Below are 18593 nucleotides of genomic sequence, written 5' to 3' on the forward strand. Positions count from 1 at the left end.
ATGCAGCAGGTCGTGGCCGATGCGCGCCAGCGCGGCGCCGAGATCCTCACGGGCGGTGAACGCGTGGGCGACAAGGGCAACTTCTTTGCGCCTACGCTGATCGCCAACCTGGAAACCGACTCCGACCTGTTCAACCAGGAGCCGTTCGGCCCCATCGCCGGCATCCGCGCCTTCGACCGCCTGGAGGACGCGATCAGCGAAGCCAACCGCCTGCCTTACGGCCTGGCCGCCTATGCGTTCACGCGCTCGTTCAAGAACGTGCAGCTGCTGTCCAGCCGCGTCGAGACCGGCATGCTGTGGATCAACCAGCCGGCAACGCCTTCGGCCGAGCTGCCTTTCGGCGGCATCAAGGATTCGGGCTATGGCACCGAAGGCGGCCCCGAGGCGCTCGAGGCCTATCTCAACACCAAGGCCGTCTCGGTCGTCGGCATCTAAACGCCGCCGCCGCCGCGCCTTTCAGGCCGGCGGTTCGGACGGCGGCGCAATGCGCTGCGCCTGCAGGAACGACTGGATCAGCAGGCTGCGGCGGCGCTCGCGCGCATAGTAGAGATAGGTGCTGGTGGTGGCCGGGTCGCCGTCAATGCGAACCGGCACGAAGCGCGGGTCGGCAATGAATTCCGCTTCCGACACCGCGCCCACGCCCAGTCCGCGCGCCACGGCCTCGCGCAAGGCTTCGCGGCTGCCGACTTCCAGCGCGCAGCGCGTGCGCACACCCGCGTCCCGCAACGCCGCATCCATGGTGGCCTGGGTCGTGGAGCCGGCTTCGCGGCGCAGCAATTCCATTCCCTCGAGCCGCTCCAGGGGCACGCTGGCGTGGCGCGCCAGCGGGTGTTCGCGGTGGGCAAACAAGATGATGGGATGGCGCGCATACAGCAGGCTTTCGAGCGCCGGGTTGTCGTGGCTGCCTGCGAGCACGCCGATGTCGGTGGTGTATTGCTCCAGATCGGCCAGCACCTGCCTGGAGTTGCCCATGCGTATCGACACCTCGATTCCCGGACGGCGCAGCCGGTGGGCGGCGACCATTTCAATCACATGGAAGGGCCCGACCGCGCCCAGGTGCAGCTGGCCCTGGTTGAGCTGGCCCGAATCGCGCAGGAAGAAATCGGCCTCGGCCTCGAGCGCCAGGATCTTCTGCGCGATAGGCAGCAACTGCGCGCCCGCGCTCGACAGGCTCATGCGGTAGCCGCGGCGGTGAAACAGCTCCACCGGGCTGTGTTGTTCCAACGCGCTGATCTGCGCGGAAATCGTCGGCTGGCTCAGCTGGAGCGCGCGCGCGGCGGCGCTGAGGCTGCCGTGGTGGGCAACGGCCACGAAGGCGCGGTAGCGGGCGGTCGACATCTATAGGCTCCATCTATAAAAACACAGTGGAACCAGTCTAAAAATTTCACATGAAAGAAATATGTCGTTCCTACCATCAAGTGGTCAGACAGCCTGTCTCCCACCACCCGATGCCCACCAGGAACGCCACCATGAAGACCACCCGCAGAAACTGCCTCCAGCTTGCCGGCGCCGCCGCGCTGGCCTTCGCCACCCTCGGGACTGCCTTTGCGCAGACACCCGAATTGCGCGTCGGCCTGATTCCTTCCGAGGACGCCCAGGCAATGATCCGCGCCAGCCAGCAGGTCATGGACCAGCTGGCCGAGAAGACCGGCATGAAAGTGCGGCCCTTTGTCGCCAACGACTACAACGGCGTGATCGAGGCGCTGCGCTCGGGCAAGCTCGACATCGCCTACCTGGGCCCGTTCTCCTATGTGCTGGCCAGCAGCATTGCCAACGCCGAGGCGTTTGCCGTTGCCGTGACCAAGAAGACCGGCAAGAGCGCCTACCACAGCGTGGTCATCACGCGCAAGGATTCGGGCCTGGACAGTGTCGCCAGGCTGCAGCGCAAGACCTTTGCCTTTGTCGACCCGACCTCGACCTCGGGCCATCTGTTTCCCAAGGCCGGGCTGCTGGCCGACGGCTTTGACCCGGACAAGCATTTCTCGCGCGTGATCTTCTCGGGCTCGCATGACGCCAACATCATGGCCGTGGCCAACGGCAAGGTCGACGGCGCGGCCGTCGCCGACCGCATCTTCGAGTCGGCCGTCGCCAAGGGTGTGGTCAAGGCCGAGGACTTCCAGGTGATCTGGCGCTCGCAGCCCATTCCCGAGTCGCCCATGGTCTGGCGCAAGAGCCTGGACGCCGCGACCAAGCAGAAGGTCGCGGCCGCTCTGGCCGAGATCAAGGACCTGCCCTGGGGTGACCAGGGCGTGCTCAACGGCTTCGCACCGACCACCGACAAGGCCTATGACGTGGTGCGCCAGACCGCCAAGGCCCTGAGCCTGGACCTGGGGAAAATGAAATGATACACATCCGTCAACTGCGCAAATGCTACGGCAGCAACCAGGTGCTGCATGGCATAGACCTCGATGTACAGCCCGGTGAATTCGTGGTGATGCTGGGATTGTCGGGTGCCGGCAAGTCGACGCTGCTGCGCTGCCTCAACGGCCTGGCCCAGGCCGACAGCGGCACGCTGCAGGTCGGCGGCATCGACCTGATGGCGCGCCACTCGCGCCGTGCACTGGCGCGCGAAGCCGCGATGGTGTTCCAGCACCACAACCTGGTGCCGCGGCTGTCGGTGCTCAAGAACGTGCTCACGGGCCGGCTGGGAGCTTTGCCTACGCTGCCTTCCTTGCTGCAGCTGTTCCGCCAGAGCGATATCGATCTGGCGCACGAATGCCTGGAGCGCGTAGGCCTGTCGCACAAGGCGCATGAGCGCACCGAGTCGCTGTCGGGCGGGCAGATGCAGCGCGTGGGCATTGCGCGTGCGCTGGCCCAGCAGCCGCGCGTCATCCTGGCCGACGAGCCGGTGGCCAGCCTGGACCCCAAGACCGCGCGCACGGTGCTGCAGTATCTGCGCGATGCGACGCGCGGCCTGGGCATAGCCGTGGTCTGCAATCTGCACCAGGTCGACTATGCGCGCGAGTTCGGCGATCGCATCGTGGGCCTGGCCCAGGGCCGCATGGTCTACGACGGCAAGGCCCAGGGGCTGGACGAAGCCGCGCTGCACGCCATCTACCACGCGCCGCCCGCGGCCGCGGCCGCGCCCGTGCCCGCGCAGTGGCATGCGATTCCCGCCGGAGGTCTGCTGTGAGCCATACCCTGCACAGGAATTCCTACCGCTGGACCGCGCCCCGGCCCGAAGGCACGGGCGGCTGGCTGGCCTATGCGGCGCTGGCCCTGGCCCTGGGCTGGACGCTGCAGTGGAGCGCCAGCGGCGCGCAGATGAGCTGGGGGGAGCTCGCCAACGGCATGCCGCAGATCGGCGACTTCCTGTCGCGCTCGGTGCCGCCCGATCTGAGCATACTGCCGCGGCTGTGGGCGCCGGCGCTCGAGACCATACAGATCGCGATCTGGGGCACGCTGCTGAGCATCGTGCTGGCGCTGCCGCTGTCGTTCATCGCGGCCGGCAATCTGCACGGCTGGCACGGCCTGCGCCGCGCCACGCGGCAGTTCCTCAACGTGGTGCGCAGCATCAACGAGCTGATCCTGGCGCTGGTGTTTGTCTCGGCCGTGGGCCTGGGGCCATTTCCCGGCGTGCTGGCGCTGGCGCTGCACGGCATGGGCATGCTGGGCAAGTTCTTTGCCGAAAGCATAGAAGAGATCGACAGCGGGCCGCTGGAGGCGCTGCGCAGCGCCGGCGCCAGCCAGCTGCAGATCATCGTGTTCGGCGTCGTGCCCCAGGCGATCACGGCCTGGATCGCGGTGGTGCTCTACCGCTTTGAAGTCAACCTGCGCTCGGCCACGGTGCTGGGCATGGTGGGCGCGGGCGGCCTGGGCTTCGAGCTGGTCGGCAGCCTCAAGCTGTTTCGCTACCAGGAAACCGCGACCTGCATCATCGTCATCACCGTGATGGTGATTGCCGCCGACCTGGTCTCCAACCTGCTGCGCCAGCGCGTGCAGGGCGGACGCCGCCACTGATTTGCGCCGTCGGCATCTGCCGGCGGCCTGCCCTCCCAAACCTCTGCAGAGCCCGGCAGCGTCCAACGCCGCCGCGCGGGCGTGCGCTTTCCGTCTTTATCTTTCCAGGCAAATCACCGTGTGGACCTATCACAACCCCGTCAATATCCAGGCCGCGCCGGGCGCGCTGGCCCGGCTTGCCGGCCTGCTGGCCGGCCGCGACTGCATTCTCGTGACTTTTCCCCAAGCCCATGGTCTGGGCCTGGTCGAGCGCATGCAGGCGCTGCTGGGCGCGCAGCTGCGCGGCGTCATCAGCGAGATCCAGCCCAACCCCGATGTGCAGTGGCTGGCGCCGCTTTATGAACAGGTGCAGCGCGACCATGCCGATGTGCCTTGCGTGGTCGCGCTGGGCGGCGGCAGCGTGATCGACAGCGCCAAGGCGCTGCTGTGCGCCACGCCCTCGGGCCGCTTTGCCGAACTGCTGGCGGTGCTGGAGCAGGGCGGCGAACTGCCGCCCGGCGCGCACAAGGCGCTGATCGCGATTCCGACAACGGCCGGCACGGGCAGCGAAGTCACGCCCTGGGCCACGCTGTGGGACCAGGCGGGCGGGCGCAAGCATTCGCTGCACCAGCGCTGGACCTGGCCCGAAGCCGCGCTGATCGACGCCGATCTGATGCTCAGCCTGCCCGCGGGCGCGACGCTGGCCAGCGGCCTGGATGCGCTGTCGCATGCGCTCGAGTCCTTGTGGAACGTCAACCGCAACCCGGTCTCCAGCCAACTGGCCGTGGGCGCGGCGCGGCGCATCCTGCGCACGCTGCCGGCGCTGATGCAGGATCTGGGCGATGCCGGCCTGCGCGCCGAGATGGCCGAGGCGGCGCTGCTTGCCGGTCTCGCGTTCTCCAACACCAAGACCGCGCTCGCGCATTCGCTGTCCTATGACATCACGCTGCGCTACGGCCAGGTGCATGGCATTGCCTGCTCGTTCAGCCTGCCGCTGGTGCTGGAGATGGCGCTGGGCGCGGACGCGCAATGCGACGCCGCGCTGCTGTCGGTGTTTGACGCGGCCAGCGGCGAAGTGGCCGTGGCCAGCCTGCGCGACTTCCTGCAGCGCCTGGGCGTATCGACCGATCCTGCCCAGTTCGGCCTGAGCGCCGGCGACTGGCAGCAGATGGTGCAGTCCGCGGCGCGCGGCCCGCGCGGGCGCAATTTCATTCGCGCACTGGCCTGAACCAGGTCGCTGGCCACCTGCTGCCGCTGTGCTGCCTTTCCTTGTCTGTTTCTTCCGATATTTCCCATGACACTTGCTCTCGCTCCCCATCCCGCTGCCGCCACCTCCTGCGCCTCATCTGCGTTCTTGCCCGAAGGCGGCTGCGCCGACCTGGCGCCCTTGCAGGCCGTGATCTTTGACTGGGCCGGCACGCTGGTCGATTTCGGCTCGCTGGCGCCGACCCAGATCTTTGTCGAAGCCTTTGCCACCTTCGGCATCACCATCACGCTGGCCCAGGCGCGCGGCCCCATGGGCCTGTCCAAGTGGCAGCATATCCACCAGCTGCTGCAGGAACCCGCGATCCATGCGCAATGGGTCGGCGTGTTCGGCCAGGCGCCGCAGGACGCCGATGTCGATGCGGTCTACGCGCGCTTCATGCCGCTGCAGATCGCCAAGGTGGGCGAGTTCTCGGCGCCCATCGACGGCGCGGCCGAAGTGCTGCAGTGGCTGCGCGAGCAGGGCCTGCGCACGGGCTCGTGCTCGGGCTATCCGCGCGTGGTGCTCGACAAGCTGCTGCCCCAGGCGGCCGCGGCCGGCGTCGCGCCCGAGCATGTGGTCGCGGGCGACGAGCTGGCTGCCGGCGCGCGCCCCGGACCGTTCATGGCGCTGGCCAACGTGCTGGCGCTGGGCGTGAGCGACGTGCGCGCCTGCGTCAAGGTCGATGACACCGTGCCGGGCATAGAGGAGGGCCGCAATGCGGGCATGTGGAGCGTGGGCCTGAGCCTGTCGGGCAACGAAGTCGGCTATTCGCTGGAGGAATATGCGCGCGCCCCGGCTGGTGAAGCGGCGGCGCGCATTGCGGCGGCCGACGCCAAACTGCGTTTGGCCGGAGCCCATTACGTGGTGCACAGCGTGCGCGACCTGCCCGAAGTGCTGCTGGCCATCGCGGCGCGCATGCGGGCGGGGGAGAGGGCCTAGGTTTTTGCGGGCTGAAGAGAGGGCTTCCCAGGGCGGGGCGTTCATGGTTCGACAGGCTCACCACGAACGGGAACACAACAGGCCGCTCTCAAACGCCCCTCAGCCTTGATTTCCGCGCAATTCCCTGCCCAGATAGTCCACAAACACGCGGATGCGTGCCGCCAGCTCCGTGTTGCGGTAATAGACCGCGTTCACGGGCTGCAGCTGCTCCACGGTATGGGGAATGAGCAGCTGCACCAGGTCGCCGCGCGCGCGGTCGGCCCGGGTCATGAAGTCGGCCAGGCAGGCAATGCCATGGCCGGCAAGCGCCAGCTGGCGCACGGTTTCGCCGCTGGAGGCGCGCAGGCCGGGCGTGATTTCATAATCTTCGCCACCCGCATGGCGCAGCGGCCAGCGGTTGAGGCTTTCGGGCTGGGTGAAGCCTATCAGGCTGTGGCGGCGCAGATCCTCCACCGCGCGCGGCTTGCCATGGGCCTTGAGATAGGCCGGTGACGCCAGCACGCGCAGCGCAAAGCGCGCCAGCGGCGTGGCATGCAGCGTCGAGTCGCGCAGCGCGCCTATGCGTATGCCCACGTCGGTGCGCTGCTCTATCAGGTCGATCAGGTCGTCGTTGCTGTTGAGCTCGAGCTCGATGTCCGGGTACTGGGCGCGAAAGCCCGCGAGCAGCGGCACGACCGCATGCAGCATGAAGGGCGAAGCCGCATTCACGCGCAGCCGGCCCGCGGGATGTTCGCGCCGCGCGGCCATCTCGTCCTCGGCCGACTCGACGGCATCGAGCACCGCGCGCGCGCGCAGCAGGAACAGGCTGCCTTCCTCGGTCAGCGCCAGGCGGCGCGTGGTGCGGCGCAGCAGCGTGGTGCCCAGCTTTTCCTCGAGCCGGCGCAGCGTGCGGCTCACGCCCGACACCGTCTGCGCGAGGTGCTCGGCCGCGGCGGTGATCGAGCCGGTATCGATCACGCTTACAAAGGCCTGGAGTTCATCGAGCGTGGTTTTCATGGATTATTGATTCTGAGTCAAGAGTATTGTGCTGATGACCGTCTTTGTCTGCAAGTATCCGCGGCGCATAGTACGGCTATTCCACTTCCATGCCCCTGCCATGCCACTTGCTCTTCTTGCGCTGACGATCAGCGCCTTTGCCATCGGGACGACCGAGTTCGTCATCGTCGGCCTGCTGCCCACGCTGGCCGCCGACCTGGCCATCAGCCTGCCGTCGGCGGGTCTGCTGGTGAGCCTTTATGCGCTGGGCGTGGCCATAGGCGCGCCGGTGCTCACCGCCCTGACCGGCAAGCTGCCGCGCAAGCTGCTGCTGCTGGGCCTGATGGCGCTGTTCACCGCCGGCAATCTGCTGGCCTGGCAGGCGCCCAGCTATGAAGCCCTGGTCGCGGCGCGCGTGCTCACCGGCCTGGCCCATGGCGTGTTCTTCTCGATAGGCTCGACCATTGCGACCAGCCTGGTGCCGCGCGAAAAGGCCGCGAGCGCAATTGCCATCATGTTCACCGGCCTCACGGTGGCGCTGGTGACCGGCGTGCCGCTGGGCACGTTCATAGGCCAGCACTTCGGCTGGCGCGAGACCTTTCTCGCGGTGTCGCTGCTGGGTGCGCTGGCCTTTGTCGGCAGCTGGGTGTTTGTTCCCGCCAAGCTGCGCCACACGCCGCCGGCGTCGCTGGCCCAGCAGGCCGGGGTGTTGACCCAGCCGCGGCTGCTGCTGGTCTATGCGACCACGGCCATAGGCTACGGCGGCACCTTCATTCCGTTCACTTTCCTCGCCGCCATCCTGACCGAGATCTCGGGCTTCAGCGCCGCCGCTGTGGGCTGGGTGCTGCTGGTCTACGGCGTGTCGGTGGCGGCCGGCAACCTCTGGGGCGGGCGCCTGGCCGACCGCAAGGGCGCGATTGCCGCGCTGAAGATCATCTTTGCGGCGCTGGCCGGCGTGCTGCTGCTGCTCAACTTCACCGCGCCCCATGCCTGGCTGGCGCTGGCCACGGTGCTGCTGTGGGGCGCGGTGGCGTTCGGCAATGTTCCCGGCCTGCAGGTGTATGTGGTCAAGCAGGCCGAGCGCTTCGCGCCCCAGGCCGTCGACGTGGCTTCGGGCCTGAACATCGCCGCCTTCAATCTGGGCATTGCGGGCGCGGCCTGGGCCGGCGGGCTGATCGTGAGCCACTGGGGCCTGAAGCACACGCCCTGGATAGGCGCGGCGGTGGTGCTGGTGTCGCTGGCCTTGACCCACTGGAGCGGGGCGCTCGATCGCCGCGACAGCGCGGCCGCGCGCCGCAAGGGCCTGGCGTCGGCCGCCCATTGATTTCCTTTTCTCTCACTTTTTCAACGGAGCATCCATGACGACTTCCTTTCATATCCCCGACCTGGGCCTGGGCACCTTCCGCCTGACGGGCAACGCCGTGATCGACTCGGTGCGCAATGCGCTCGAGGTCGGCTACCGCGCGATCGACACCGCGCAGATCTATGGCAACGAGGCCGAGATCGGCCAGGCGATTGCCGACAGCGGCGTGGCGCGCGAGCAGCTGTTCCTGACGACCAAGATCTGGACCGAGAACCTGGGCGGCGCGCAACTGCTGCCAAGCCTGCGCGAAAGCCTGGCCAAGCTGCGCACCGAACAGGTCGAGCTGACGCTGATCCACTGGCCTTCGCCCGCGTCCGCCGTGCCCCTGAACGAGACACTGGATGCGCTGATGCAGGCCAGGGAGCTGGGGCTGACGCGGGCCATAGGCATCTCCAACTTCCCGGTCGCGCTGCAGCAGCAGGCGATCGACGCCATAGGCGCGCACAACATCGCCACCAACCAGATCGAGCTGCACCCGCGGCTGCAGAACTCCGCCGTCGTCGCGCATGCGAAGCAGCACGGCATACGCATCACCTCGTACATGACGCTGGCCTACGGCCAGGCGCTCAAGGAGCCGCTGATCCAGGCGATCGCCGCGGCGCATGGTGCGACGCCCGCCCAGGTCACGCTGGCCTGGGCGCTGGCGCGCGGCTTTGCGGTGATTCCCTCCTCGACGCAGCGCGTCAACCTGGAAAGCAACCTGCAGGCGTCGGCACTGCGCCTGAGTGATGCAGAACTCGCGCAGATCGACGGCATGGACCGCGGCGAACGCCTGGTCAACCCCGACGGCCTGGCGCCGCGCTGGGACTGAGGGCGGGCGCCGCAGCCGGCGGCGCGGGCGTTAAGATGCAGTCAAGGCCTGGGCCGCCAACTTTAGCGGCTAAAAATCCTGGCCGCGTCCGCCCGCCATGTACCAAGAAATCTTTCTGCGCAATGTGCTCAGACTGCTCCATGAGAAGCAGATGACCCGCCAGGCCCTGGCGCACAAGGCCGGCATGTCCCTGTCCTTCCTGTCGGATCTGACCCATGGCAAGGCCAATCCTTCGCTCAAGATCATGGCGGCGCTTGCCGACGCGCTCGAGGTGCCCTTGCCGCAACTGCTGGAAGTCGCGCAGCCGGCGCTCCATGAGGAAGAAGTCGAATACAAGACGGGCAAGCCTTTGCCCGCAGGCCTGACGCGTGTGGCCGCGGTGCTGACCGACTACCAGGCATTCAATGTGCGGCAATGGGACGCGGCCAACCGCAGGCAGCTCGCCAAGGCGAGGAAGCCGCGCTGAAGCCTGGAGTTGGGTGCTGCGCGCGCTCGCTCAGTCTTCCCAGGGAAGCTTGTCCGAATCGTCGGGCGCCACCTGCGCCGGACCCGTGACAATCGCTGTCGCCGCGCTGGCCGAGCGCGCCGCCTGCGGTCTGGGTGCGGCCGGCGCGCCGGCCTTTTTCAACGCTTCCACGGCCTGCGCGCCCTGCGCCTTGAGTTCCTGCGGCCACCACGCCTGGAACGGCTGTATATCGACGCCCAGCGGTACATACCAGCTGCGCTGCTGTGGATCCCAGCGAGCGCCCAAGCCTTTGGCCTGGTCCTTGGCCGCGAAGGGAACGTTGAGTAGGAGTTGGGCTTGCTTCATGGTCCAATCTTAAGCGCAGCACAAGGCCAATTCGGCAAGGTATCCTGCGGGCATGTGAATGCGGCTGCGGCCCGCATTCGGCACCCGCGCACGCACGGGCTTTTCATCGAAACGGATCAGGGAGTGGACGAGAATGTCCGAAGTGACTGAATTCAGCAACGACCCCACGGTGTACCAGGCGCTGCTGGAATCGACCCGGGCCATCCCCTGGAAGATCGACTGGGCGAGCATGACCTTTGCCTACATAGGTCCGCAGATCGAGACGCTGCTGGGCTGGAGCCGCGAAAGCTGGCGCAGCGTGGAAGACTGGGCACTGCGCATGCATCCCGACGACCGCGAGCGCGTGGTGAACTTCTGCGTCACGCAGTCGCAGGCGGGCGTGGACCATGAGGCCGACTACCGCGCACTGACGCGCGATAACGGCTATGTCTGGATTCGCGACGTGGTGCATGTGGTGCGCAACGACCAGGGCGAAGTCGAGGCGCTGATAGGCTTCATGTTCGATATCAGCGAGCGCAAGAAGACCGAGGAACGCCTGCTCACTCTGCAGGGCGAACTCGAGGCGCTGTCGTTCAAGGACGGCCTGACGAACATCGCCAACCGCCGGCGTTTCAATACGAGCTTCGATCTGGAGTGGGAGACGGCGCGCAAACAGGCCCAGCCGCTGTCGCTGCTGATGATAGACATCGACTACTTCAAACAATACAACGACCTGTACGGACATCTGCGCGGCGACCAGTGCCTGGTCGAGATCGCCCAGACCTTGAGTCTGGCACTCGACGGCCCGCGCGACCTGGTCGCACGCTTTGGCGGCGAGGAGTTCGTGATCCTGCTGCCCGCGGCCGATGCCGCCGCCGCCTGGAATGTCGCGCAGCGCTGCCAGCGCCTGATCCAGAAACAGGCGATCACCCATGCGCTGTCGCCGCACGACAGACGGGTGACGGTGAGCATTGGCGTGGGCACGGTTATTCCGGATGCCCAGGCGGGTTCCTCGGGGTTTGCCGACGCCATCGATCAGCAGCTGTATGTGGCCAAGAACAACGGCCGCAACCGCATAGAGCGCCTGGAACTGGCGGTCTGAGCTGCCGGCTCAGGTCAGGTTCAAGCCGCCGTCCGACAGCAGGATCTCGCCCGTCAGATAGTCCGAAGCCACCAGCATGGACACGGCCTGGGCAATGTCCTCGGGGCGCGCCGCCCGGCGCATGGGTGAGCGCTGCTGCCAAAGCTGCTGGGCCTGCTTCCAGTCCGCCGTGAGCGGGGTATTGACCAGACCGGGCGCGACCGCGTTGACGCGGATGTCGGGCGCCAGCGACAGCGCGAGCAGCCGGGTCATATGGTTCAACGCGGCCTTGCTCGCGGCGTATGGGATGGATGCGCCCTTGGGCCGCTCGCCCGCATGCGAGCTGATGTTCACCACGCAGGCCGCGCGGCCTGGCTGCGCCGCGGCACGCAGCGCCGACTCGGTCAAAGCGACCAGGCGGAAGGGCGCAATCACGTTGACTTCGTGCAGCGCATGCCAGATTTCCGGCGTCGCGGCCGCGAGATCGGCATGCGCAATCACCTGGCTGATGCCTGCATTGTTGACCAGCACATCAAGCCGCCCCCATGCCGCCAAAGCGTGATCGACCAGCCGGATACGGTCGGCGTCCAGCGCCAGATCCGCCTGCACGTAGACGGCATTGCCCAGTTCAGCGGCCAGTGCCTGACCCGCGTCGATTGAACTGCGCGAATGCAGCACCAGCGCAAATCCTTCGTTCGATAGACGGCGGGCGATCGCGGCACCGATGCCGGAGGTGGATCCGGTGACGAGGGCTACGCGGCGGGAGGTGGTGATGGGGACTTGGGGCATGGAAGGCATGCGAGGTCGTGTGGACCCCGCAGGGCATTATCCGATGATTGTGCGCGATAGACGCAGCCGCTGTGCAGCGGGGCCTGTGGACATGGCGGCGCTGCACCGGTCTGGCATCCAACGCTGGGAGGGCATGTGGAAAGCTACATATGCGTTGGCTGCCGAAGCAGTCAGGTATTGAATGCAGCTTACATAAATAACATCTACCTTTGCAACAAGCTTATATAGACAAACCGGATACAGCTCAGATAACGCCCACACTGTTTCCAGCATGCAATGCACAAGCCGGTAGCGTCCCCAATATCGGAGCAGGTCGGCGTGACATGATGGAGCGCATGGCGGGCGGCCGGGATGCGTCCCACCATTTCCTGCGCTGTCCTGGATTGGGTGTATCAGTTCAGCGGGTGTGGCGCACGCTGCGACTGCGGCGATGCCAGCAGCGCGCAATGCCTGCGGGCGCCGGCCTCTTGCCCACCACGTGAAGCATCGCGGTGTTGCTTGCCGGGTATTCAATCCGAGCCAGCAACAGACATCTTGGTGCCAAGCGCATTTCAAGGCCGCTGCTGCACCGGTTGGTGGCATGCAGATGAGCAGGCCCGGGGCCAATGGGACTCACATTCCGCAAATTCCAGTCGGTGAGGTGCTATTCAGCCCAACTGTATACAGCTTACATGATAGATACAAATATTTAAACCTTCAAAAAGTGAACTGATAAAGGCGACATGTAAGCAGCATAGATGTTCATCAGAATCAAACGCCGGGAGTGAGTGCCAACATGCGATGCTTTGAATCTGCAGTTGCGCAGACAACAATGCACTGGCGAGTTGGCGTGAACCCCTCACAGGCAGCCACCTCAGGGCACGCGGGAAACAGCAGGTTCACACTCATCACGACGCATGACATGTACGGTCACAATCGTCCACCTGCTAATAAGTAGCACATGCCGTTTTTCTGACGGACATCGATGCAGCGCAGGCACGGCTCATCCTAGCGAGCATCCTGATGAAAGTTGACGCTCAGCCGACAAGCGATCTGTGCAGTGACCGAAGCTCACGCTAGCAATAAGGCAACTGTCTGGCATCGTGCGGCTGGATCAATCTTTATTGTTGAGGGAAAAGCTTGGGGACGATGATCGGCGTTTGGTAGTTTTTTTAAGAGAATCCAGAAAAAACTTGTCAACATTGTTGTTCGGCCTTATGCTTCGCTTCTCAAACATGAGATACGTTGGTTAATGCCATGGCTAGAGCGATTCAATTCAAAACATCCGTAGCGACAGCCCTGTCAGGCTTGGATGTTTCCGCCAAAAAGTTGCAGGAGTTGGTGGGTCGCGAAAAGCCTGCAGGCCAGCACCACATGAAGTACACGCCTGCCGACATGCGCGCAGCGCGCTACCGTGCGGCGGGCATGGTGCCGCCGACCACGCATTCTCTGCCCCTGGGTTCCACGAATCTTCCACCAGTCATCGTGACCCGCATGACCAAAGGTGGCGTGGGCAAGACCAGCGTTTCGGTCAACGTTGCTTCGTCCTTGGCGATGATGGGTTTTCGGGTGCTGGTCATCGATGCCGATCCCCAGGCATCGGCGTCCAACCTGCTCGGCATTGATACAACTGGTTACGAAACCGACATTCGCCACATCGGCCACTTTCTGCGCAAGGCGGAGAAGGAACCCGATGCGGAGCTGCCTTCGGCCATCAAGCACATTTACGAGGGCGGATTTCTCGACCTGATTCCAGCCGACATCACCTTGGCCGAGACCGATGCCAGCCTGGTGGCGGTCATGGCCAGCCATGCGCGCGCCCAGCTTTTTCTCAACCGCAACGGTGCATTCCTGTCGAGCGCCTATGACGTCATCATTGTCGACACCGCTCCAGGCACCACACCTATCGGGCTGGCATTTTCGTTCGCCGCAAAAGTGTCGGGCAAGGTGCTGACCATCGTCGAGCCCGAAGGCAGCTGCCTGCGCGCGCTCGATTCGCTGGCATCGAATCTGGCGGAAATCCAGTCGGTCACTGGTGCCGAAGTCGGCATGGAAGTCGTGATCAACAAATACCATCCCAGCCTCAAGCATGTGCGCGAGAGCATGGGCTTTCTCTATTCGAAATACGGATCCATGCTCAATGACTCGATCATTCCGCAGTTTTCCGGGTTTGCGCGCCAATTGAATCCGAATGCGCGTGAAACCGCGCCGCTGGTCGAAGTCGAGCCCAGCTCGGTGGGCGCGGCTGCGATTTACGATGTCGCCAAGAGCCTGATTCGCAGCTACCGGATCACCATGCCAGGCATGCCGGTTGGAGAATGACGATGGCCAAACCACCGCCAAAGCTTTCCGGCCTGATCAAGAGCGGATCCGTCGTTCCGGCGTTTCCGCTGCACGCGCTGCCGGACATGCCCGTGGCCAAACCCGACGCGGAGAACATTCCGGCCGGCAACGATGACCAGGTGGCTGCGCCGGTACGACAGGCCGAACGCTATGTCCAGCAGATCAGTCTGCAGCTGATAGATCCCAATCCATTGGCGCCGCGCGAGGTCTACACCTCGGAGATGATTCTGCAGCGCGCGGAGAATCTGCGCACGCAGGGTCAGCATGACCCAATACACGTCATTCCCAATCCCAGCGCTGCGGGCCGGTTCATCATCTGCGATGGCTGGACGCGGGTGCAGGCCTGCCGCGAGCACAAGGTTTTCGAATCGCTGCTGGCCGAAGTTCACCTCGATCTGACGCTGGAAGAATCGGCCTGGTTCGGCTACGAGCAGAACGAATGCCGTCAGCAGCATTGCGACTTCGACCGGGCGATGTTCTACGAGAAGTTGATCATTGCGGGCGAGTCGGCTTCGGATATCGCTCGGCGCGCCAAGCTCTCCAAGACATTGATGAGCTTTTACCGCGCCTACGCCAAGCTGCCCGAAGATCTGCTGGAGCTGGTGCGCCAGCATCCCGAGAAGTTCGGTGCCAATGCCGCGTATCAGTTGCTCAAGGTGCACGAGAAATGCGGGCAGCGCCGTGCGGTCTCGCTGGCCAACAAGTTCGCGGCCGAAGACCAGCCGCTGCGCTGGTTGTCCAACCAGGTACAGGCTTTTCTGAACCCATCGGGCTCCAAGAGCGCGAGCCCGTCCAAACAGATCAAGTACTCCAACGGCTACTACAAGCAGCGCGGAGATGTCTTCGAAGTGTCGATTGCCGTGCCGGACGACAAGCGGCTCGCATTCGCGACAGCGCTCGAGAACTTGCTGGACACGGTTGCCGTGGTCTTGCCCGCGGAGCCCGAGAAGTCGCCAGTTGCTGAAAAGCCCGGGCTTCATGACTGAAACCGTTTATACGCATAAACAAGCCGCCGTGCGCAAGCCCGTGCGGCCTGTTTGCTTTATGCGCTGCGCTTCGGCTCGCGCGCAACATGCGCGCTTGTTCTCCTATGCCCCGCCGTCGCGCGAACGCGTTTCACATGCTGTCGATACGCATGAATTTCAGACCCCTGCCGCGCTGGAAAGCGTCTTGCGCATGGCGGACGTTGGAGTTCATGCGTATCCGCAGATTTCGTCCACGCTACAGGTGTGCACTTTGCCCTTGGCATCGCGCTCAACTGTTTATACGCATAAACCGGCTCGCCAATACGCCGGTCAGCATGGACATTGGGCTGCGGATGTCTGCGGTTTGCTGCAGGACTGGTCCTTGGAAGCTGTTTATACGCATAAACAGCTGCCACCGCCCATGGCGCAGCAGCCAGCCCCGCGACGAGGGCAACGACGGCTCACCCAATCTGTTTATACGTATAAACACCCCACCGAACCCCGCCCCGAGCGGGGTTCGGTGCGTCTGGGCCTGCCAACCTGGAGATCGACCATGACTTGAGTCCCAGCACTTTCGTTCAGAAAACAAAAAACCCTCAAAGCGCCAACTTTGAGGGTTGCTTGTGAATCTTGATGATTCTTCCCAAATTCCCTTCAACCGACGGAAATCGGTCAAAAGCTCTCCGAATGAGCGAATAGTAAGGGAACTGAGAAGAAGTCGTCAAGGGATTTTCGTGTCCTTTGGAGACTGCGATGGAAAAACTCGCCCCTACTGTTTACCCTTCGATGATTGCGCGCGCCTGTTCGGCACTGGATGAGTCGCCTTTGTTCCGCGACATGCCCGACGGCTATCTGCGCGTGATTTTTCGCATCATCAAGAAAATCAACCTGATTCGGCTGAATTCGCCGATTCTGGCCAGTCGCGGCACACTTGCCGCGGAATCGGGGAAATCGGTGGAAACCGTCCACCGCGTGGTCAAGTGGCTGGAAGACCGCGGGCTGATCGAAAGGGTGCAGAAAGCCCGCGCCGGCCTGCGTGGTTCCAGCTCCCCATTGATTCCCACTGCCAAGTTGCTCGACGCGCTGCTGCTGACCGACAGCCGCCACGCGGGCAAGATGCCGGTGATCGCACCCGTGCAGCCACCGGCCCGCAACGCGCCAGCGCGCACAACTGCGAGCGAGCCATCTCCCGATTCGCAGTTCGAGACCTTAGGCAAGCTCAAGCTGCCTTCGGACCTGGTCTGGCTGGTTCGCGACCAAGGCATGCAAGGCACGGGCGTGCTGCAGCTGATGAAACTCGCCAAGCAGACCAGGCAGCGCCTGTCGGACGTGGTGGGCGCGACGCGCAAGTACCTGGAAAAACTCGAAGGCCGCCGGCTCTATGCCTATCTGCGCGCCCTGCTGGGCAGCGACAACGACTTCGGCCAGCGCGCGCAGGCCGCGACCAGCGAGGCGCTCGAACAGCAGCAACAGAGCTATCTGCAGGAGAAAACCGCGGCCTTCGCCGGCCAGACGTTCCAGAGCCGCGATGCGCGGCTGGTGGTCACGGTCGACGCCTGCGGCATGCTGCTCGAAGAACGTGATGGCCGCCGCGCGGCGCGGCCCATGTGCCAGACATTCCTCGATGCGATCGCCGCAGGCCGCCTGATCGCCCGGCGCGATGCCTGAGCCGACCCTGCAAACGCGCCGAAATGTGGATAACTTTCATGCCACCAGATGTCAGCGCTGACGCCTCTAAATCAGAGTTTTAAAACCACAATCTAAAGAGAACAACCCGCTGTGCGTGCTTTTTTTTCAGCATCGACCACGAATGCCAGACGACTGGGCACCGACGCCGGCGTTGCATGGGAGCGGTTGCCATGTTCGGCCAGCAGCAGGCATGCGCACGTTTGGCGCGGCCGGCCAAAGCCTGCAGGTGTCGTTGCCAGGCCATGCAGCTCGCGCTGCCTGCGGCTATGCGCCTGGCAGCAAGCACATGTCGTCATGTGCCCGGTCGCGTTGGCCGCGCTTGACCGTTTGCATTCAGGCGCTGCCATCGGAGTCTTCCAACCGCGCGGCATTGCCTGCCGCTGCTGCGCCGGCAGTCCAGCATTCGCCGTACGTTTGCCACGCGCTTCCTGCGCCATCGAGCCCAACCTCAGCCTGGCCGGCTGGTCGTGGTGAACAGGTTTCCACGCGCAGTGACTGCGCCGCCTGGCATGGATTGCGCCTGGCCGCGTGCCCCGAGATCGCCAGGCAGGCCGGATGCCTATCGTTCAGCAGTCGAATGCACGCAGGCTTTTCTTGTTGAATCCGGAGGCGACTGCGCGTTTGGCGAACGGCTCGCAGCGGCCGGCAAATTTATTTTGCATCCACTGCATCCAAAGCCTGCTCTGGCGGGTAGTACCCATAGCAGCTCATCAAGCTGCCTGGTTCCACCCCCATTTTCTTCTGGAGAATTTCCATGAAAACGCCTTCTGCTTCCATCCTCACACCCGCTGCTATCGTCGCTTCCGCGCTGTTGCTCACCGCATGCGGCTCCATGGACAAGTCGCAGCCTCAGTTCAACCCCATGAGCGTTCCCGAAAGCGTACGCGTGCCCGCAGGCAACAAGATCGCCTGGGAAACGACGACAGCCGGCGGCAAGATCACCTATGAGTGCCGCGACAAAGCCAATATGCCGGGCCAGACCGAGTGGGTGTTTGTCGGTCCGCAGGCCGATCTGATGGATCGCAGCGGCAAGAAAGTGGGTACTTACTATGGCCCGCCTGCCACCTGGGAAGCGCTCGATGGTTCCAAGATCACTGCCACCCAGCTGGCCGTCGCACCGGCCGGAGAAGGCAATCTTCCCTACCAGTTGGTCAAGGCCAATCCGGCGATGGGCAGCGGCGCGATGAGCGGCGTGACCTACGTCCAGCGCGTCGCGCTCAAGGGCGGCGTGGCGCCGGCAATGGCCTGCACCGCAGGCAACAAGGGCCAGCGCCAGATCGTCATGTACCAGGCCGACTACATTTTCTGGAAGTGAAGCCGGCGCGGTCCAGCGCAGCGGTTCATCCCGCGTGCGGCGGCGGCGCCAACGCGGGAGAAAAGGCTTCGACCAGATAGTCGATCATGGCCCTGACCTTGGCCGGCCGGCGGCGATCGGCGGGAAACAGCACATGCACGCCTCCCAGATCGAGCACCGGCTGGTCGAGTTCCAGCAGCATCAGGGCGCCGCTGGCCAGCGCGTCGGCGACGATGAAGTGCGGTTGGTAGATGATGCCCTGGCCGCCGACCGCAGCGGCAAGCAATGCGTCGCCGTTGTCGGCCCTGAGGTTGCCTTGCACCGGCACCAGGATCTCGGCGCCATGGCCAAAGGCCCAGGTGCCGCGTGCCTGCACCGGTGACAGCGTAT

20 protein-coding genes are annotated in these 18593 nt (G+C 64.7%); 15 read left to right on the forward strand and 5 right to left on the reverse strand.

The window, feature by feature from the left end; genetic code table 11:
- Nucleotides 1–435: aldehyde dehydrogenase family protein (locus RR928_RS20110; RefSeq protein ID WP_332683948.1), on the forward strand; the 435-nt coding region annotated here is incomplete at its 5' end.
- A gap of 21 nt (nucleotides 436–456) precedes the next feature.
- Here RR928_RS20110 and RR928_RS20115 read toward each other — a convergent pair.
- On the reverse strand, nucleotides 457–1338 hold the full coding sequence (locus RR928_RS20115; protein WP_332683950.1) for a LysR substrate-binding domain-containing protein: 882 nt from the start codon (nucleotides 1336–1338) through the stop codon (nucleotides 457–459).
- A 131-nt stretch (nucleotides 1339–1469) separates the two neighbouring features.
- On the opposite strand from RR928_RS20115, the gene phnD reads away from it, so the two are divergent.
- The 5 genes from phnD (at nucleotide 1470) to phnX (ending at nucleotide 6124) form a co-directional block, all read left to right on the forward strand.
- Entirely contained in the window at nucleotides 1470–2345 is an 876-nt protein-coding gene (gene phnD, locus RR928_RS20120; protein ID WP_332547885.1) for a phosphonate ABC transporter substrate-binding protein, read from the forward strand.
- Nucleotides 2342–3133 (forward strand): phosphonate ABC transporter ATP-binding protein, encoded by a 792-nt coding sequence (gene phnC / locus RR928_RS20125; protein ID WP_332683952.1) that lies wholly within the window; start codon nucleotides 2342–2344, stop codon nucleotides 3131–3133. Before phnD ends, phnC begins: the two co-directional genes overlap by 4 nt.
- Nucleotides 3130–3960 (forward strand): phosphonate ABC transporter, permease protein PhnE, encoded by an 831-nt coding sequence (gene phnE, locus RR928_RS20130; RefSeq protein WP_332683954.1) that lies wholly within the window; start codon nucleotides 3130–3132, stop codon nucleotides 3958–3960. Before phnC ends, phnE begins: the two co-directional genes overlap by 4 nt.
- 118 nt (nucleotides 3961–4078) lie before the next feature.
- Nucleotides 4079–5167, forward strand: coding sequence for an iron-containing alcohol dehydrogenase PsrA (psrA, locus tag RR928_RS20135; RefSeq protein WP_332683956.1), 1089 nt, complete (start codon nucleotides 4079–4081; stop codon nucleotides 5165–5167).
- Nucleotides 5168–5233: 66 nt separating this feature from the next.
- Nucleotides 5234–6124, forward strand: a complete 891-nt coding sequence (gene phnX, locus RR928_RS20140) for a phosphonoacetaldehyde hydrolase (RefSeq protein WP_332683959.1) — start codon at nucleotides 5234–5236, stop codon at nucleotides 6122–6124.
- 99 nt (nucleotides 6125–6223) lie between these two features.
- Here the strand turns inward: phnX and RR928_RS20145 are convergent, their stop codons facing one another.
- Nucleotides 6224–7120 (reverse strand): LysR family transcriptional regulator, encoded by an 897-nt coding sequence (locus tag RR928_RS20145; RefSeq protein WP_332683961.1) that lies wholly within the window; start codon nucleotides 7118–7120, stop codon nucleotides 6224–6226.
- A 100-nt stretch (nucleotides 7121–7220) separates the two neighbouring features.
- Here RR928_RS20145 and RR928_RS20150 point away from each other — a divergent pair, with 100 nt between their 5' ends.
- From RR928_RS20150 to RR928_RS20160, 3 genes are all read left to right on the forward strand, one after another.
- Nucleotides 7221–8423: an MFS transporter gene (locus RR928_RS20150; protein WP_332536162.1), complete on the forward strand. Its 1203-nt coding sequence runs from the start codon at nucleotides 7221–7223 to the stop codon at nucleotides 8421–8423.
- A gap of 34 nt (nucleotides 8424–8457) precedes the next feature.
- Nucleotides 8458–9273, forward strand: a complete 816-nt coding sequence (dkgB, locus tag RR928_RS20155) for a 2,5-didehydrogluconate reductase DkgB (RefSeq protein ID WP_332683964.1) — start codon at nucleotides 8458–8460, stop codon at nucleotides 9271–9273.
- Nucleotides 9274–9370: 97 nt separating this feature from the next.
- Nucleotides 9371–9739: a helix-turn-helix domain-containing protein gene (locus RR928_RS20160; protein WP_332536166.1), complete on the forward strand. Its 369-nt coding sequence runs from the start codon at nucleotides 9371–9373 to the stop codon at nucleotides 9737–9739.
- Nucleotides 9740–9769: 30 nt separating this feature from the next.
- On the opposite strand, the gene RR928_RS20165 is transcribed toward RR928_RS20160, so the two are convergent.
- A complete protein-coding gene (locus RR928_RS20165) occupies nucleotides 9770–10084 on the reverse strand; it encodes a DUF5710 domain-containing protein (RefSeq protein WP_332536167.1) in 315 nt (104 codons plus the stop codon).
- A 133-nt stretch (nucleotides 10085–10217) separates the two neighbouring features.
- Between RR928_RS20165 and RR928_RS20170 the strand changes: the two genes are divergently transcribed.
- Nucleotides 10218–11165 (forward strand): sensor domain-containing diguanylate cyclase, encoded by a 948-nt coding sequence (locus tag RR928_RS20170; RefSeq protein WP_332536169.1) that lies wholly within the window; start codon nucleotides 10218–10220, stop codon nucleotides 11163–11165.
- A 9-nt stretch (nucleotides 11166–11174) separates the two neighbouring features.
- On the opposite strand, the gene RR928_RS20175 is transcribed toward RR928_RS20170, so the two are convergent.
- Nucleotides 11175–11942 (reverse strand): SDR family NAD(P)-dependent oxidoreductase, encoded by a 768-nt coding sequence (locus RR928_RS20175; protein ID WP_442881463.1) that lies wholly within the window; start codon nucleotides 11940–11942, stop codon nucleotides 11175–11177.
- Between the two features lie 1215 nt (nucleotides 11943–13157).
- Here RR928_RS20175 and RR928_RS20180 point away from each other — a divergent pair.
- The 5 genes from RR928_RS20180 (at nucleotide 13158) to RR928_RS20200 (ending at nucleotide 18224) form a co-directional block, all read left to right on the forward strand.
- Complete coding sequence (locus tag RR928_RS20180; protein WP_332536171.1) at nucleotides 13158–14234, forward strand: ParA family protein; 1077 nt, start codon at nucleotides 13158–13160, stop codon at nucleotides 14232–14234.
- A gap of 2 nt (nucleotides 14235–14236) precedes the next feature.
- Entirely contained in the window at nucleotides 14237–15241 is a 1005-nt protein-coding gene (locus tag RR928_RS20185) for a ParB/RepB/Spo0J family partition protein (RefSeq protein WP_332536173.1), read from the forward strand.
- On the forward strand, nucleotides 15234–15782 hold the full coding sequence (locus tag RR928_RS20190) for a hypothetical protein (RefSeq protein ID WP_332536174.1): 549 nt from the start codon (nucleotides 15234–15236) through the stop codon (nucleotides 15780–15782). The genes RR928_RS20185 and RR928_RS20190 overlap by 8 nt, the downstream gene beginning before the upstream one ends.
- Before the next feature lie 191 nt (nucleotides 15783–15973).
- Nucleotides 15974–16888 (forward strand): hypothetical protein, encoded by a 915-nt coding sequence (locus tag RR928_RS20195; RefSeq protein WP_332536175.1) that lies wholly within the window; start codon nucleotides 15974–15976, stop codon nucleotides 16886–16888.
- A gap of 775 nt (nucleotides 16889–17663) precedes the next feature.
- Nucleotides 17664–18224 (forward strand): DUF3455 domain-containing protein, encoded by a 561-nt coding sequence (locus tag RR928_RS20200; RefSeq protein ID WP_332547891.1) that lies wholly within the window; start codon nucleotides 17664–17666, stop codon nucleotides 18222–18224.
- Nucleotides 18225–18249: 25 nt separating this feature from the next.
- On the opposite strand, the gene RR928_RS20205 is transcribed toward RR928_RS20200, so the two are convergent.
- Nucleotides 18250–18593, reverse strand: a 344-nt coding sequence (locus tag RR928_RS20205; RefSeq protein WP_332683969.1) for a LysR substrate-binding domain-containing protein, incomplete at its 5' end; no start/stop codon positions are given.

The organism is Comamonas sp. (assembly GCF_036666375.1).
Taxonomy (GTDB): Bacteria; Pseudomonadota; Gammaproteobacteria; order Burkholderiales; family Burkholderiaceae_C; genus Comamonas.